Source organism: Kitasatospora sp. NPDC058115 (assembly GCF_042884635.1).
Classification (GTDB): domain Bacteria; phylum Actinomycetota; class Actinomycetes; order Streptomycetales; family Streptomycetaceae; genus Kitasatospora.
On sequence record NZ_JBHVTL010000011.1, the window covers coordinates 186,477 to 202,088 of the forward strand.

11 protein-coding genes are annotated in these 15,612 nt (G+C 76.4%); 5 read left to right on the top strand and 6 right to left on the bottom strand.

Going from position 1 to position 15,612, the window contains the following annotated elements; genetic code table 11:
• Positions 1 to 57: 57 nt before the first annotated feature.
• The 4 genes from ACFVVL_RS14460 to ACFVVL_RS14475 all read left to right on the top strand — a co-directional run bounded on the left by ACFVVL_RS14460 (position 58) and on the right by ACFVVL_RS14475 (position 7,543).
• Positions 58 to 3,915, top strand: a complete 3,858-nt coding sequence (locus ACFVVL_RS14460) for a HAMP domain-containing protein (RefSeq protein ID WP_387674845.1) — start codon at positions 58 to 60, stop codon at positions 3,913 to 3,915.
• Positions 3,912 to 6,488 carry a SpoIIE family protein phosphatase gene (locus tag ACFVVL_RS14465; protein ID WP_387674847.1) on the top strand — a complete coding sequence of 859 codons (2,577 nt, stop codon included), beginning with the start codon at positions 3,912 to 3,914 and terminating at the stop codon, positions 6,486 to 6,488. Before ACFVVL_RS14460 ends, ACFVVL_RS14465 begins: the two co-directional genes overlap by 4 nt.
• A gap of 77 nt (positions 6,489 to 6,565) precedes the next feature.
• Complete coding sequence (locus ACFVVL_RS14470; protein ID WP_387674849.1) at positions 6,566 to 7,057, top strand: hypothetical protein; 492 nt, start codon at positions 6,566 to 6,568, stop codon at positions 7,055 to 7,057.
• 45 nt (positions 7,058 to 7,102) lie between these two features.
• Entirely contained in the window at positions 7,103 to 7,543 is a 441-nt protein-coding gene (locus tag ACFVVL_RS14475; protein ID WP_380297988.1) for an ATP-binding protein, read from the top strand.
• A 73-nt stretch (positions 7,544 to 7,616) separates the two neighbouring features.
• Here ACFVVL_RS14475 and ACFVVL_RS14480 read toward each other — a convergent pair whose 3' ends face one another.
• The 4 genes from ACFVVL_RS14480 to ACFVVL_RS14495 form a co-directional block, all read right to left on the bottom strand.
• Positions 7,617 to 8,168, bottom strand: a complete 552-nt coding sequence (locus ACFVVL_RS14480) for a YceI family protein (RefSeq protein WP_380297989.1) — start codon at positions 8,166 to 8,168, stop codon at positions 7,617 to 7,619.
• A 28-nt stretch (positions 8,169 to 8,196) separates the two neighbouring features.
• Complete coding sequence (locus ACFVVL_RS14485) at positions 8,197 to 8,436, bottom strand: trehalase-like domain-containing protein (RefSeq protein ID WP_387674958.1); 240 nt, start codon at positions 8,434 to 8,436, stop codon at positions 8,197 to 8,199.
• Positions 8,437 to 8,453: 17 nt separating this feature from the next.
• The gene (locus ACFVVL_RS14490) at positions 8,454 to 9,407 is read right to left on the bottom strand and encodes a TIGR03557 family F420-dependent LLM class oxidoreductase (RefSeq protein WP_387674853.1); all 954 of its coding nucleotides are present in this window, start codon (positions 9,405 to 9,407) and stop codon (positions 8,454 to 8,456) included.
• An 84-nt stretch (positions 9,408 to 9,491) separates the two neighbouring features.
• Positions 9,492 to 9,899 carry a YybH family protein gene (locus ACFVVL_RS14495; protein ID WP_380297993.1) on the bottom strand — a complete coding sequence of 136 codons (408 nt, stop codon included), beginning with the start codon at positions 9,897 to 9,899 and terminating at the stop codon, positions 9,492 to 9,494.
• Positions 9,900 to 10,063: 164 nt separating this feature from the next.
• Between ACFVVL_RS14495 and ACFVVL_RS14500 the strand changes: the two genes are divergently transcribed.
• Positions 10,064 to 10,726 (top strand): GNAT family N-acetyltransferase, encoded by a 663-nt coding sequence (locus ACFVVL_RS14500; RefSeq protein ID WP_387674856.1) that lies wholly within the window; start codon positions 10,064 to 10,066, stop codon positions 10,724 to 10,726.
• Between the two features lie 295 nt (positions 10,727 to 11,021).
• Here ACFVVL_RS14500 and ACFVVL_RS14505 read toward each other — a convergent pair whose 3' ends face one another.
• Positions 11,022 to 12,404: a carbohydrate-binding protein gene (locus ACFVVL_RS14505; RefSeq protein ID WP_387674859.1), complete on the bottom strand. Its 1,383-nt coding sequence runs from the start codon at positions 12,402 to 12,404 to the stop codon at positions 11,022 to 11,024.
• Between the two features lie 225 nt (positions 12,405 to 12,629).
• Positions 12,630 to 15,479: a BTAD domain-containing putative transcriptional regulator gene (locus ACFVVL_RS14510; protein ID WP_387674862.1), complete on the bottom strand. Its 2,850-nt coding sequence runs from the start codon at positions 15,477 to 15,479 to the stop codon at positions 12,630 to 12,632.
• Between the last annotated feature and the right edge of the window lie 133 nt (positions 15,480 to 15,612).

Genomic DNA, 15,612 nt, shown 5'->3' on the forward strand with positions numbered 1-15,612 from the left:
ACGGCCGGGCCCGCCGTCGGGCGATCCGGCCGCGCGCTCGATCCGGGTGGTGGACGCATGGACGAGCACCGGGCGCCGGGCGGTGCGCCGGGCGCCGAGGCGGGCCACGTGGAGCAGTCCGAGCAGGTCCTGCGGCAGCTGCTCGCCGGGCTGACGGCGGTTCGCGACGGTGACTTCCGCACCCGGCTGCGGCCCGACCTGCCGGGGGTGCCCGGCGAGATCGCCGCCGTGTTCAACGGCATGGTGGAGCAACTCGCCCGGGTGACCTCCGAGGTGACCCGGGTGGCCCGGGAGGTCGGCTCCGAGGGCCGGCTCGGCGGGCAGGCGCACGTGCCCGGCGCGTCCGGGACGTGGCTGGACCTCACCGACGCCGTCAACGCGATGGCCGGCGACCTCACCCGGCAACTGCGCAACATCGCCCAGGTGACCACCGCGGTGGCGCGCGGCGACCTCACCCAGAAGATCGAGGTCGACGCGCGCGGCGAACTGCTGGAGCTCAAGAACACCGTCAACACGATGGTCGGCCAGCTGTCCGCGTTCGCCGACGAGGTGACCAGGGTGGCCCGCGAGGTGGGCAGCGACGGGCGGCTCGGCGGCCAGGCCGACGTCCGCGACGTCTCCGGCACCTGGAAGGACCTCACCGAGTCGGTGAACGTGATGGCGGACAACCTCACCGCCCAGGTGCGCGCCATCGCCGAGGTCACCACCGCGGTCGCCGAGGGCGACCTCACCCAGAAGATCCGGGTCGACGCGCGCGGCGAGATCCTGCTGCTCAAGGAGACCATCAACACGATGGTCGACCAGCTGTCCGCGTTCGCCGACGAGGTCACCAGGGTCGCGCGCGAGGTCGGCACCGAGGGCAACCTCGGCGGCCAGGCCACCGTCCGGGGCGTCTCCGGCACCTGGAAGGGCCTCACCGACAACGTCAACGTGATGGCCTCCAACCTCACCGGCCAGGTCCGCTCGATGTCCGAGGTGGCCACCGCCGTCGCCCGGGGCGACCTCTCCCGGAAGATCACCGTGGAGGCCAAGGGCGAGATGGCCGCACTGGCCGGTGCGATCAACACGATGGTGGACACCCTCTCGGTGTTCGCCGACGAGGTGACCCGGGTCGCCCGCGAGGTCGGCACCGAGGGCACCCTCGGCGGCCAGGCCCGGGTGCCCAACGTCGCCGGGACGTGGAAGGACCTCACCGACAACGTCAACTTCATGGCGCACAACCTCACCAGCCAGGTGCGCAACATCGCCCAGGTGACGACGGCGGTCGCCGGGGGCGACCTCACCCGCAAGATCGACGTGGACGCGCGCGGCGAGATCCTGGAGCTCAAGACCACCGTGAACACCATGGTCGACCAGCTCGGCTCGTTCGCCGACGAGGTCACCCGGGTCGCCCGGGAGGTCGGCACCGAGGGCCGGCTCGGCGGCCAGGCGGAGGTCGAGGGCGTCTCCGGCACCTGGAAGCGGCTGACCGAGAACGTCAACGAACTCGCCGGCAACCTCACCCGGCAGGTCCGCTCGATCGCCGAGGTCACCGGCGCCGTCGCGGCCGGCGACCTCACCCGCTCGATCACCGTGGACGCCTCCGGCGAGGTCGCCGACCTCAAGGACAACGTCAACTTCATGGTGGAGTCGCTGCGCGAGAGCACCCGCGCCAACGAGGAGCAGGACTGGCTGAAGACCAACCTCGCCCGCTTCACCGGCGCCATGCAGGGCAAACGCGACGTCCGCGCCGTCGCCGAGCTGATCACCGACGAGCTGACCCCGCTGGTCGGCGCCCAGTACGGGGCCTTCTACCTGGCCGAGGAGGACGGCGAATCCACCGCGCTGGCCCGCATCAGCGCCTACGGACCGCCGGGCGACGGAACCACCCCCGCCCGGCTGCGGCTCGGCGAGTCCCTGGTCGGCCAGACCGCCCGCAGCCGGCGCACCCTCACCGTCGACGACCTGCCGCCCGACTACGCCACCATCGCCTCCGGCGCCGGCGCCACCCACGCCCGCTCGGTGGTGATCCTGCCGATCGCCCTGGAGGAGTGGCTGCTCGGCGTCATGGAGTTCGCCTCCGTCCACCCCTTCAGCGCCGTCCACCGCGACTTCCTGGAACAGTTCGCCGAGGCCTGCGGCGTCAACCTCGGCACCCTGCTCGCCAACGCCCGCACCGACGAACTGCTCGGCGAGTCCCAGCGGCTGACCGCCGAACTCCAGGCCCGCTCCGAGGAGTTGCAGAACGGGCAGGAGGAGCTGCGGCGCTCCAACGCCGAACTCGCCGAGAAGGCCGGACAGCTCGCCGACCGCAACCGCGACATCGAGGCCAAGAACCTGGAGATCGAACAGGCCCGCCAGGAACTGGAGGAGCGCGCCCGGCAGTTGAGCCTCACCTCGATGTACAAGTCGGAGTTCCTGGCCAACATGAGCCACGAACTGCGCACCCCGCTCAACAGCCTGCTCATCCTCGCCCAGCTGCTCGCCCAGAACGCGGCCGGCAACCTCACGCCCAAGCAGGTCGAGTACGCGGGCGTCATCCACTCGGCCGGCTCCGACCTGCTCCAGCTCATCAACGACATCCTCGACCTCTCCAAGGTCGAGGCCGGGAAGATGGAGCTCGCCCCCGAACCCTTCGCCGTCCAGGACCTGCTGGCCTACGTCGAGTCCGCCTTCAAACCGCTCGCCGACCAGAAGGACCTCGCCTTCCGGATCACCGTCGAGGACGGCGTGCCCGGCGAACTCGTCACCGACCAGGCCCGGTTGCGCCAGGTCCTGCGCAACCTGCTGTCCAATGCCATCAAGTTCACCGACGCGGGCGGGGTCGACCTGCGCATCGAACGCGTCGAGGCCGCCGAACTGCCCGTCGAGATCGGCCAGGCCGAGGCCGCGGTGGCCTTCCACGTCGACGACACCGGCATCGGCATCGACCCCGCCCACCTCGACAGCATCTTCGGCGCCTTCCAGCAGGCCGACGGCACCACCGGCCGCCGCTACGGCGGCACCGGCCTCGGCCTGTCCATCAGCCGCGAACTCGCCCGCCTGCTCGGCGGCGCCCTCACCGTGCGCTCCACCACCGGGCAGGGCAGCCGGTTCAGCTTCTACCTCCCGCTCGCCCGCCGCGACCGGCCCGCGACCGCCCCGCCCGCCGTGACCCGCGTCCTGGTCGTCGAGGCCGACCCGCCGGCCCTGCTCACCCTGCTCGCCCGCACCGCCGCCGAGGCCCACGGCGAGGACCCGCAGGCCGGCGTCCGCAGCGCCGGCGACGAGGCCGGGCTGCGCGCCGCCGTCGCCGACGGCCCCTACCGCTGCGCCGTCGTCGACCTCGCCCACACCGGCGAACTGGTCCCCGTGCTGCTCACCGCCCTCCCCGAGAGCACCCCCGTCCTCGGCTACCACGGCGACGGCGGCCCGGCCGCCGGCATCGGCACGACGGTCGACCGCCTCGAAGTCCTCTCAGGGCTCGACGAGGTGCGCGAACGCCTGATCGCGCTGCTGGGCGGGCGTCACCCCGCCGCCGCGGGGCCCGCCGAGCCCGACGTCCCCGCCGACGAACCGCTCGCCGGGCGCACCGTGCTGATCGTCGACGACGACATCCGCAACGTCTTCGCCCTCGCCGCCGCCCTCGAACAGCACGGCCTGACCGTCCTGCACGCCGCCGACGGCCGCGCCGGACTCGACCTGCTGCGCCGCCACCCCGAGACCGACCTGGTCCTGATGGACGTGATGATGCCCGGGCTCGACGGCTACGCCACCATCGCGGCCATCCGGGCGGACGAGGGCTTCGCCCGTCTCCCGGTCGTCGCCGTCACCGCCAAGGCCATGGCGGGCGACCGGGCCAAGAGCCTCGCCGCCGGGGCCGACGACCACGTCACCAAGCCCGTGGACACCGCGCTGCTGCTGGAGCGGATGCGGCACTGGCTGGACCCGTCATGACCACCGGCCCGCGAGGCGGCACCCCGCGCGACCCCGGCCCCGCCGACCCCGTTCCCGGCGACGCCCGCCCCGCCGGTCCCGGGCCGGCCGACCCCGTCCCCGCCGACCCCCGCCCCGCCGCTCCCGGGCCGGACCCCGTCCCCGCCGACCCCCGCCCCGCCGCTCCCCGCCCCGCCGCTCCCGGGCCGGACGCCGCCGGGCCGCCCGACGGCGGCGAGCCGGCGGCGGACGACGTCGCCCGGCAGCTCGCGGGCACCGTCCGACGGCTCCAGCACGCCGCCGAACGGATGCGGGCCGAGGAGGGCACCCGCGCGCTGGTCGACCTCGCCACCGGGATGCTCGCCGAGCGGCTGGCCGTCCCGCCCGTCGAGGCCGCCGCCCGGCTCGCCCACCTCGCCGGGGAGGCCGGCGTCCCCGTCGTCACCCTGGCCGCCGACGTCGTCGGCCGCTCCGTCGAGCCCGCCGTTCGCGCTCCGGCCGGGCCGCAGGCCGCCGCCCCCGCTCCTTCCGACGCCTCCGCCGCCCCCGGCCCGTCCGGCCCGTCCGGCCCGTCCGGTGCCCCCGCGCCCCCGTCCGCCCCGGCGGCCCCCGTGCGGGCCCTGGCCGCCGCGTCCGACCTGGCCGGCGCCGTCGAGGCCGTGCTGCGGCAGGGCGCCGCGCCGCTCGGCGCCCACGCCGTGCTGGTCTGGCAGCAACTGCCCGCCGGAGCCCTCGCACTCGCCGCCCAGGCCGGGCTGCCGGCCGACGAGGCCGAGGCCTGGAGCCGGGTGCCGCCCGGCGTCCCGAGCCCCGCCCGGCGGGCCGTCGACACCGGGGAGGAGCACTGGCCCGGCGACCCGGCGGCGCCCGGCCCCCGCGTCGGCGGCCCCGACACGCCCCGGGCCGTCCTCCCGCTGCTCGACGACGGCCGCCGTCTCGGCGCGCTCGAAGTGCTCTGGCCCGGCCCCGCGCCTGCCCTCGGCCCCCCGCAGCACCGCCAGTTCCGGGCCCTCGCCGACCTCTGCGCCACCGTCCTCGGCCACCCCGAGCCCGCCGTCCCGCCGGACCGGCAGGCCGACCTGCTGGACGGCCTGCTCACCCCCGCCCTGCTGCTCGCCCCCGTCCTGCGCGACGGCCGGCCGGTCGACTTCACGATCCTGCGCACCAACCGGGCCTTCCTCGACCCGCTCGGCCGCCCCCGCAGCGGCCTGGACGGCACCTCCCTGCTGGAGGCCTACCCGGTGGCCTGCGCGACCGGCCTGCTCGCACCGCTGCTGCGGGCCCACGAGACCGGCGAGACCCGCACCGACGACCGCCTGCACCTGGTCTTCCAGGGCGGCGGCATCGTCCAGCCCACCACCCTGCGGATCGCCGTCGCCCCGCTCGACGGGCGGCTGCTGCTCACCTGGCAGCGGGACGTCGACCCGAGCGGGGAGTCCGACCAGACCGTGCTGCTGCGCCAGGCCCAGCGCCTCGCCAGGGTCGCCGGCTTCGAGGAACAGCCCGGGACCGGCCGGATCCTGTGGAACGCGGGCCTGTCCGAGCTGTTCGGCCTGCCGCCCGACGCCCCGGCCGTGCCGCTGGCGCACCTCGGCCGGTACGTCCACCCCGACGACCTGCCCGCCGTCCGGCGGCTGCTGGACACCGTCCAGCACCGGCTGCGCACCGCCTCCGCGGTGTTCCGGCTGGTCCGCCCGGACGGCACCCAGCGCTACACCCGGGTGGTGGCCGAACCCGTGCTGGACGCCGACGGCGCGCTGAGCGCCGTGCGCGGCGCCTACCACGACGTGTCGGCGCAGCACTGGACGGAGGTCGCGCTCGGCGCCACCCGGGAGCGGCTGGCCGACAGCGAGCAGGAGTCGGCCGAGCGCGAACAGCTGGCCCTGCGGCTCCAGCAGGCGATCCTGCCCGCGGCGCCGCCGCCGCTCGGCGCCACCGGGCTGCGCGCCGCCGTCCGCTACCGGCCGGCGGCCAAGCGCGAGCGGGTCGGCGGCGACTGGTACGACGTGCTGGTGCTGCCCGACCGGCAGGTGCTGCTCGCCGTCGGGGACGTGGCCGGTCACGGGGTCGGCGCGGCCACCGGGATGGTCGCGCTGCGCCACGCGCTGCGCGGGCTGGCCGTCACCGGCGCGGGTCCGGGCCGGCTGCTGGAGTGGGCCAACACCGTGGCCCTGCGCGAGCCGGGGCAGCTGACCGCCACCGCCGTCTGCGCGCTGCTCGGCCCGGACGACGGCACGCTGCGCTGGGCCCGGGCCGGCCACCTCCCGCCGATCAGGCTCGCCCCGGACGGCGCCGAGGTGCTGCCGCTGCCGCACGGGGTGCTGCTCGGTGCCATGCCGGACGCCGCCTACGAGGAGCACTCGGCGCGGCTGGAGCCGGGGGACGTCCTGCTGCTCTACACCGACGGCCTGGTCGAGCGCCGGGACTGCCCCGTCGAGGAGTCCGTCGACCACCTCATCCGCGCCGCCGGCCGCCCCGGCTCCGACCTGGAGCGCTACCTGGACCTGCTGCTGGAGCTGAGCCCGGCCGACACCGACGACGACACCTGCCTGGTCGCCGTCCGCGTCGAGCCGGAGGGGCCGGCCGGGCGTTAGAGCGGGATCCGCCCGGGTAGGCGCGACGCAGCGGAGGGGACCGGACACCGAGGGGCGAGGACCGAAGGGACACCGCCATGCTGCTGATCGGACTCCTGCTGGTCGCCGCGACAGCGGCCTTCACCGGCCTGCTGATCGCCGACAACCTGTCCGGCGGACCGGAGTACCAGGTGACCATTCTGGGGCACCAGCTGGTGACGCTCTCCAGCCTCGGCGTCTTCCTCGCCGGGCTGGCGCTCGCGCTGCTGTTCTGCCTCGGCCTGGCACTGGCCGGCGCGGCCCGCAGGCGCCGGCGCGTCGGCCGCACGACCCGGCGCGACCGCCGGACCGCCGCCGCGCCGCCGCGGGCCCCGCGCACCGGGGAACGCGTCGTCGACGCGCCGCCGGCCGAGGAGGCGCTCGCCGAGAAGCGTGCCGTCGAGAAGCCCGCCGTCGAGACGCGGGTCGCCGAGCGGCCCGCCGCGGACGAGCCCGTGGACGAGCCCGTCGTCGACGAACCGGCCGCCGAGGACCGGGGGAGCCGTGCCGCCGGCAGCGGCGGCGGGCGGTTCCGCTTCCTCGGCCGCTGACCGCGCCCGCACCATCCCCGTCACCCCGGAAGGAGGACCGCGCGCATGCCCAGGGCCGCCCCGCCCGTCACCCGCCTCCACGGAGCGCTGACGCTCCTCCGGGTCCCGCTGTCGGCCCGTCCCGGCATCACCGCCGAGGCCCGGGCCCGCACCTCGGACTGGCTCGACGACATCACCGAACGCGTGGTCGTCGCGGACGTGCTGCTGCTGGTCTCCGAACTGGTGACCAACGCCGTCCGGCACACGGGCGAGCCGGGTTCCCTGCTGCTCCTGCGTGACGAGAACCTCCTGCGGATCGAGGTGACCGACAGCAGCCCCCGCCCGCCGCGCCCCCGCCGGCCCCGGCACCCGGAGGACGTCGGCGGCCTCGGGCTCTTCCTGCTCGGCCGCCTGGCCCGCCGCTGGGGCTGGTACCGCCACGGCCCGGGCAAGGCCGTCTGGTGCGAGGTGGTCCTCCCCCCGCCCCGGCCGCTCCCGGCCTGCTAGCCACGCGCGCCACGCGGTGCGGGACCGGGCCGGCCGGAACCACCCGGCCGGCCCGGCGTTCCCGCGAGGCCGGCTAGCCCTGCTTGACCGCCGAGATGTCGAACTCCAGGACGACCTTGTCGCCGACCAGCACGCCGCCGCCCTCCAGCGCCGCGTTCCAGGTGACCCCGAACTCCTTGCGGCTGATCGTCACCGACCCCTCCAGGCCCACCCGCAGGTTGCCGTACGGGTCGACGGCGTTGCCGGTGTACTCGAAGTCGATGGTCACCGGGCGGGTGACGTCCTTGATGGTGAGGTCGCCGGTCACCCGGTAGTCGGTCTCGGAGCGGGGCTCGACCGAGGTGCTGCGGAAGGTGATCTCGGGGTAGGTGGGGGCGTCGAGGAAGTCATTGGTGCGCAGGTGCTGGTCGCGCTGCTCGACACCGGTGTCGATGCTCTGGGCCTTGATCGTCAGCTGCCCGGCCGACTTGGCCGGGTCGGCACCGTCCAGGCGGGCGGTGCCCTCGAACTCGCCGAACGAGCCCCTGACCTTGGTCACCATGGCGTGGCGCGCCACGAAGCCGATCCGGGTGTGGGTGGGGTCGAGCACGTAGTCGCCGGTGAGCTCGGGGAGTGAAGCGGACATGCTGTGCCTCCGTGGTGATGAGGATCCGTCAGGACGGCGGCGCGGCCGCCCGGGCCGCACACTCCAGCATCATCGCGTGCACGAAGGCCTGGGGCAGGTTGCCTCGCAGTTGTCGTCGGGCGATGTCGTACTCCTCGAAGACCGGGTCGCAGTCCCAGCGCGGGGCGCAGAGCCAGGCGACCTCGCCGTCCGGCCCGACCAGCGCGCCGCGCTCGCCGTCGGCGAGCAGCGCGTAGTCGCCCAGGACCTGGGGCGGGAAGCCGGTCACGGCGCGGTCCGGGCCGTTCACCCCAGCCGCGGCAGGACCCGCTCGCGGTAGAAGTCGAAGAACCCCTCCTGCTCGTCCCCGATCTGGCCCACGTACACCTCGTCGAAGCCCGCCCGCCGGTAGCCGTCCAGCCGCGCGGCGTGCTCGGCCGGATCGTCGCCGCAGGTCACGGACTGTTCGACCATCTCCTCGGTGATCAGCTCGGTGGCCTGTTCGAAGTGCGCCGGGGTGGGCAGCACCTGGGCCAGCTCGCCGGGCAGCAGCTCGCTCGGCCACAGCCGGTGGACGGTCTTCACGGCCCGCTGCCGGTCGGCGGACCAGCAGACCTTCACCCCGCCGACCACCGGGCCGCGGCCCCCGGCGGCGCGGTAGCGGTCGATCAGCCCGGTGTCCGGGGTCATGGTGACCAGCCCGTCGGCGAAGCCCGCGGCCCGCTCGGCCGCCTTGGCCCCGAACGCCGAGACGAGGACCGGCAGCCGGCCCTCCCGCGGCGCCGTGTACAGCCGGGCGTTCTCGACCGTGTAGTACGTGCCCCAGTGCGAGACCTGCCCGCCGGTGAAGAGCTCGCGCATCACCGCGACGGCCTCCTCCAGCATCTCGGCCCGCTGCTCGTACGGCGGCCAGCGGTCGCCGAGCACGTGCTCGTTGAGCGCCTCGCCGGTGCCCACCCCGAGCCGCAGCCCGCCGGGCAGCTGCACGTCGGCGGTCGCCGCCGCCTGCGCGGTCACCGCCGGGTGGAGCCGCACGGTGGGGCAGGTGACCAGCGTGGTCACCGGCAGCGCGGTCACCTGCGACAGCGCCCCGATCACGCCCCAGACGAAGGGGCTGCTGCCCTGTTCGTCGTTCCACGGGTGGAAGTGGTCGGAGATCGCCAGCCGGGTGAACCCGGCCGCCTCCGCCCGCCGCGCCTGGTCGACGAGCTGGGCCGGGGTGAACTCCTCGCAGGACAGGAAGTATCCGAACGCGGTCATGGTGGCCTCGGTTCCTGGATCGACGCTTGCACCGACACGGCTAACCGCCCCCGCCGCACCGAAACCCCGCCCGGACCGCGGGCGCTACTCCGCCCCGGTGACCTCCGGGAACGAGTGGTGCTCGTGGGCGACCACCCAGCGGCCGTCCCGGCGGCGCAGCCCGAGGGTGAGCCGCAGCCGCTGCGCCGGGCGCTCGGCGAGGTCCTGCGGGGTCCCGCAGCGCAGCAGCGCGTGCGCGTAGGCGACGTCGGCGCCGGCCGTGACGTCCAGCGACTCGATCGCAAACGCGGCCCCGCGCGCCTGCCACTCGAAGAACGGCGGCCAGATCGCCCGGTAGGCGTCGATGCCCCGGATGCCCTCGTAGGGCGGCGGCACGTCGAACATGACGATGTCCGCCGCGTGGTCCGCGAGCACGCCCGCCAGGTCGCCCCGGTGGACGGCCTCGGCCCAGCGCGTGATCAGGGCCCGGATCTGTTCCTCGTCGCTCGTCATGCCCAGGATGCTGCGCCCCGCACGCCTCCGCCGCAACGCGTGGGCGCCCGTAGCCGCCGCCGGGCGGCCGGGCCCCGGGGTGGCGGTGCCGGGCCGGCGGGAACCGCCGCCCCGGCCTTGGTAAGATGTGAATCGACCTAGTGACTCTTACAAGGGGGTGGCGGGTGGACGAGCCCACCGTCAACGAGCTGGTGCGGGCGTGGATCGGGGGCTGGATCGTGTCGCGGGGCGCGGCCGACCCGGTGGACGAGCCCTGGGGGTGGAGCATCGACGTCGGACAGCCCCACCAGGTGGCCCGGCACGTCCTGCCGGAACCCGCCGAGGCCGACGTCCGCACCCTGGTGGCGGCCACCACCGCGCCGGGCACCTGGCTGAAGCTCTTCGCCGACGACGACACCGTCCGCCCCTGGCTCGGCCCCGGCTGGCGCTACGACGTCCCCGGCTACCTGATGACCCTGCCGCTCGCCGCCGGCCGCCCGGCGGCGCCCGCCGGCTACACCCTCACCAGCTGGGAACGCGGCGGCGTGGTGCGGGCCCTGGTGCGCACCGTGGACGGCCACTTCGCCGCGCGCGGCCAGCTCGCCGTCACCGGGGCGGTCGCCGTCGCCGACCAGATCGAGACCGACCCCGCCCACCGCCGCCGCGGCCTGGGCTCGGTGGTGATGCGCGCCCTCCAGGACGCCGGGCACCGCGCCGGCGCCGAAACCGGCCTCCTGGTCGCCACCCCCGAGGGGCGGGCGCTCTACGCCGCCCTCGGCTGGAGCGTCCGCGCGCCCATGGCCAGCCTCTGCTACGCGCCGCGGAGCGACGGGCCCGCCGACGCGTGAACGCCGCGCCGGTCCGGACGGGGAGTCCGGACCGGCGCGGCGTCGCGGCACCGGCTCAGCGCTGCTTCAGCACTGGGGCCGCTTGCCGTGGTTGGCGCCCTTGCGGCGGGCCCTCTTCTTGCGGCGGCGCTTCGAGGACATCGGGCCTCCTTGGTGGTTCGCCCCCGTCCAAGGTCTCACACCGGTGGCCCGCCGTCGCGTTCTCGCCCCGCGAACGGGGCACGGCCGCACCGGCGCCCGCCCGGGGCCGCCCGCCCGGGGCCGCCCGCCCGGGCCGCCCGCCTGAACCGCCTGCCTAGACCGCCTGCCAGAGCGACGGCGTGTTCGGCGGCTCCCAGCCGACCTGCGCCTGGTGGCCCTGGAGGCAGCGGTAGGAGGTGCTGCCGTAGGTCACCGTGTCACCGGCCTGGTAGACGGTGCCGGCCGCCCAGGTGCCGCCGGGGTTGCCCGGGCCCGGGCCCGGGCCCTGGGTGTTCGTCTTCAGCGTCAGCCCGTAGCCCTGGAGGATCGGGTTGACGGGCTGGAAGTAGGTGGTGCCGCCCTGCGAGCAGTTGCCGGTGCCGCCCGAGGTCACGCCCTGCGCCTGCGTCCCGGAGATGAACGAGCCGCCCGAGTCACCCGGCTCGGCGCACACATTGGTGCGGGTCACCCCGGAGACGGTGCCCTCCTGGTAGGTGACGCTGGTGCCGTGCTGCTGGATGGTCCCGCAGTGCCAGCCGGTGGTGGAGCCGGAGCGGCAGACCGAGGCGCCGACCTGCTGGAGCACCGAGCCGCTCACCGCGCCCGAGGCGCTGTTCACGTACGGGGTCGCCGTCCAGTTGCTGTTGGTGGCGACCCAGGACATGTCGTTGCCCGGGAAGACCGAGGCCTGGAAGCTGCCCTGGGCGACCCGGTTGGACCCCGTCGTGCTGGAGCCCGCCCGGCCGCAGTGGCCCGCGCTGACGAAGCCCTGGGTCGTCCCCCGGGTGATCGGGAAGCCGATCGAGCAGCGGCTGCTGTTGTCGATGTAGTAGGCGTCACCGCCGCGCAGGTCGTAGAGCGGACGCGGGGCCTCGGCCACCGCCTCCACCCGGACCGCCGCCCGGTCCACCCCGGCGGCGGCGACCAGCCGCTCGGCCGCGGCCCGGTCGGTGGCCTGCACCACCACGGTGTTGCTGCGCACGTCGACGAAGCGCACCGCCGCGCCGAGCGCGTCGGCCCGCCCGGCGGCGCCGCTGCCGGCGGCGCGGTCGAGGGCGGCCAGCGCCCCGTCCAGCGCGGCCAGCGTGCGCGCGACCAGCACCGGGCGGGCGCCCGCCGCGCGGATCGACGCCGCGTCGGCGGCCCGGGTGGTGGCGACGGCCAGCCCGGCCGCGTCGGCGCCCTCCACCCAGGAGCCGGCCCAACTGCCGCCCAGGCCCTGGGCGAGGGCGCCGGCCCGGGCACCGGCCCGGGCCTCGTTGGCGATCCGGTCCCGGGCCTGGCCGGCCGTCAGACCGAGGTCGCGCTGCAGCGCGTCGATCACCTCGGGCGCGGCGGCGGCCACCCCGAGGGCGTCCGGCGCGGCCGCGGCGGCCCGGGCGGCCGCGCCGGCGCCGGGACTCGGGGCGGCGGCACCGGCGGTGCCCTGGAGCGCTGTCAGAGCGAGGGCGGCGGTGGCCAGGACGGCGCACGCGGCCCTGGCGGATCGTCGGAGCATGGGGGTCTCCCGCGGTCACGGTGTGGGGGTTGCGGGAAACCGTAGGAGCCCCGTCCGCCGACGGGGGAGATGTCACCCGGGGGTACAGCTCCGGGCTATACCCCCGCCGGACCCGCACCGCCGCCGACGGGCCGACCCCGTGGTACAGAACACCTTTTCCTTGACCTTCCGTCAAGACCGCCGCCCCGGGCGGACGACCGCCCCTCCCCGGCGACCGCCCGGCCGTCAGGGCCGGCGGCCCTCGCCGAGTTCGGCGAGGGCCGCCAGGACCGCGGCGCGCAGCAGCGGATTGCCGGTCGTGCCGTCGATCACCGCGAGGGCCTGGCGCAGCCGCTCGGCCGCCTGCTCGGGATGGTCCAGCCGGCGGTGGTGGTCGCCCAGGTGGTACAGCGTGATGCCCTCCAGGACCGGGTCCCCGGTGGAGCGGTGACGGTCCAGCGCCCGGTGCAGGTACTCGCCCGCCTCCCGTCCCCGGCCCGCCAGCATCGCGGTGACGCCGATGTTGGTCTCACACACCCGGATCGCCCAGTCGTCCCGGCGCTCCTCCGGCTGCGCCCGGAGCAGCGCGAGCGCGCCCTGGAAGTACAGCCGCGCCTGGCCGTAGGCGCCGGTGCTGAGACAGTGGTCGCCCAGGTGACCGATCACGTGCGCCTCGCCGTCGCGGTCCCCGATCGAGGCGAACAGGGCGCGGGCGAGCCGGAGTTCGGCGAGCGTCTCGTCGTGCCGGCCGAGCGCGCCGAGCGCCGTGGCGAGGTCGTTGCGGGCGTGGCCCTCGCCGTAGCGGTCACCGGCCCGCCCGGCCGCCGTCACCGCCAGCCGGGCGGCCTCCTCCCGGTCGTCCAGGTGGGGGCTGGTGAAGTAGTAGCTCCACAGGACCACCGGCAGCCGCCAGGCCAGGTCGTCCGGGCCGTGCCCGGCCGCCGCGCGGACCACGCCCAGGACGTGGGTGTGCTCGCTCTCGCACCACCGCTGGGCCTCGGCGGCGGTCCCGAAGGCGGGCGGTTCGTACCAGGGCCCGGCCGCGGCGAGCGGGATCCGCCGGCGGTGCGGGGTGAGCAGCCGGGCGGCGGCGTCGGCGTGGTGCAGGTACCAGGTGCCGAGCCGCTCGCGGGCGGCGGTGCGCACCGCCAGGCCGGTCTCGGCGGCGGCGCGTTCGGCGGCGTACAGGCGCAGCAGGTCGTGCAGCCGGTAGCGGTCCCCGCCCTCGTGGGTGAGCAGGTGGGCGGTGGTCAGCTGCTCCAGCACGGGGCGCACGGCGGCCGGGCGCTCGCCGCAGAGCGCGGCGGCCGCCGCCGCGGACAGGCCGGGGCCGGGGGCGAGCGAGAGCAGCCGGAACAGGGTGCGGGCGGTGGCGGGCAGGGCGCGGTAGGAGAGGTCGAGCGCGGCGCGCACGGCGGAGGTGGCGTCGCCGTCGATCGCCAGCGCGGTCAGCCGGTCCCCGGTGTCGCGCAGTTCGGCCACGTGGTCCGCGACGGTCCGCCCGGGGCGTTCGGCGAGCCGGCTGGCCGCGATGGCCAGGGCGAGCGGCAACCGGCCGCAGACGGCGGCCAGTTCGGCGACGGCGGCCGGCTCGGAGCGGGTGCGCCGGCCGCCGATGACGCGGTCGAGCAGGGCGACGGCGTCGCGCGCCGGCATCAGGTCGAGGGCCAGCGGGCGGGCGCCGTCCCGGGCGGTGAGGCCGGCCAGGCCGGTGCGGCTGGTGACCACGGTCAGGCACTCCGGTGCACCGGGGAGCAGCGGGCGGACCTGCTCGGCGCTGCGGGCGTTGTCCAGGACGACCAGCACCCGCTGCCCGGCCAGCAGCGAGCGGTACAGGGCGGCGGCCTCCTCCGGCACGCTCGGCACCTGCTCGCCGGGCACCCCGAGGGCGCGCAGGAAGCGGGCCAGCACGGCGTGCGGCGGCAGCGGCGGTTCGGCGGAGAAGCCGTGCAGGTCGGCGTAGAGCTGGCCGCCGGGGAAGTGGGCGCGCCGCCGGTGCGCCCACTGGACGACCAGGGTGGTCTTGCCGACGCCGGCGCTGCCGGAGACGGCGCAGATCCGGGCTGCGGGTCCGGTGGCGTCGGTGGCCTCGGTGACGGGCCCTTCGGTGGCCGGCCCGGTCGCGCTCGAGGGGGCGGTCGAGGGGGCGGTCGCGTCGTCGGCGAAGGCGTCGAGGGCGGCGAGCTCGGGGCCGCGGCCGGTGAACGTGGCGAGCGGGGGCGGAAGTTGGGCGGGTCGCGGCGGCGCGGCGCGGTGCCGCCCGCCGTCCCGGCCGCCGTCCCGCCCGCCGTCCGGGCCGTCGCCGCCCGGCCCGGCGCCGCGGGCCGGGCGCGGGCGGTCCTCCGGGGCCGTGCCGGCGGTGAGCAGCTCCAGGTGCAGCCGCCGCAGTTCCGGGCTCGGGTCGAGGCCCAGCTCCTCCGCGAGCCGGGTGGTGAACCGCCGGTGCGCGCTCAGCGCGTCGGCCGTGCGCCCGGAGGCGTGCAGCGCCCGCATCAGCTGTCCGACGAAGCGCTCCCGCAACGGATGGTCGGCGACCAGCGCGGTGAGTTCGGGGATGCTCGCCCGGTGCCGGCCGAGCGCGGCCTCCAGATCGAGGCAGTCCTCCCAGGCGGTGAGCCGGAGCTCCTCCAGCGGTACGGCGCCCGCCGCGACCGCCTGGCCCGCCAGCCCGTCGAGCACCGGCCCGCGCCAGAGCGCGAGGGCCTCGCGCAGGTCCGCCGCCGCGGCGGCCGGCTGCCCGGCGGCGGCCGTGCGGCGGGAACGGTCCACCGCGTCGGCGAAGTCCCGGGCGTCCACCCGGTGGCCGTCGAGCAGGATCCGGTAGCCGCGCCCGTCGGTCTGCAGCGCGGGCGGCCCGGCCGGGTCGGCCTTGCGGAAGCCGCGGCGCAGCAGCCCCGCCAGGTTGCGGACCTGACGGTCCGCGGTGGCCGGCGGCCGCTCGTCCCAGACCGCGTCCACCAGCCGGGCCACCGGGACGGCGCCGCCCGCGTTCAGCAGCAGGGCGGCGAGCAGCCGCTCCTGGCGCACGCCGCCCAGCCGGACCCGCTCGCCCCCGCCGGTCCGGACTTCCAGCGGTCCCAGAATCGCGAACTCCATGCGCTGCCCCTCCCCAGGGTCCTGCACACCGCTGTCGGACCGTCGCGTTTGGTGACGAACCGATGACCAGATCATGCCAGAATCGTGCGCGTGGTTGAGAGGGTCGGTGTGTGCCGGCCCCGCAGGGGAACGG

What these genes read in the sequence shown, in the direction of transcription:
- ACFVVL_RS14475 (WP_380297988.1), top strand. Translation starts at nt 7,103, where the DNA reads ATGCCCAGGGCCGCCCCGCCCGTCACCCGCCTCCACGGAGCGCTGACG.
- ACFVVL_RS14510 (WP_387674862.1), bottom strand. Translation starts at nt 15,479, where the DNA reads ATGGAGTTCGCGATTCTGGGACCGCTGGAAGTCCGGACCGGCGGGGGC.
- ACFVVL_RS14505 (WP_387674859.1), bottom strand. Translation starts at nt 12,404, where the DNA reads ATGCTCCGACGATCCGCCAGGGCCGCGTGCGCCGTCCTGGCCACCGCC.
- ACFVVL_RS14460 (WP_387674845.1), top strand. Translation starts at nt 58, where the DNA reads ATGGACGAGCACCGGGCGCCGGGCGGTGCGCCGGGCGCCGAGGCGGGC.
- ACFVVL_RS14465 (WP_387674847.1), top strand. Translation starts at nt 3,912, where the DNA reads ATGACCACCGGCCCGCGAGGCGGCACCCCGCGCGACCCCGGCCCCGCC.
- ACFVVL_RS14480 (WP_380297989.1), bottom strand. Translation starts at nt 8,168, where the DNA reads ATGTCCGCTTCACTCCCCGAGCTCACCGGCGACTACGTGCTCGACCCC.
- ACFVVL_RS14490 (WP_387674853.1), bottom strand. Translation starts at nt 9,407, where the DNA reads ATGACCGCGTTCGGATACTTCCTGTCCTGCGAGGAGTTCACCCCGGCC.
- ACFVVL_RS14470 (WP_387674849.1), top strand. Translation starts at nt 6,566, where the DNA reads ATGCTGCTGATCGGACTCCTGCTGGTCGCCGCGACAGCGGCCTTCACC.
- ACFVVL_RS14495 (WP_380297993.1), bottom strand. Translation starts at nt 9,899, where the DNA reads ATGACGAGCGACGAGGAACAGATCCGGGCCCTGATCACGCGCTGGGCC.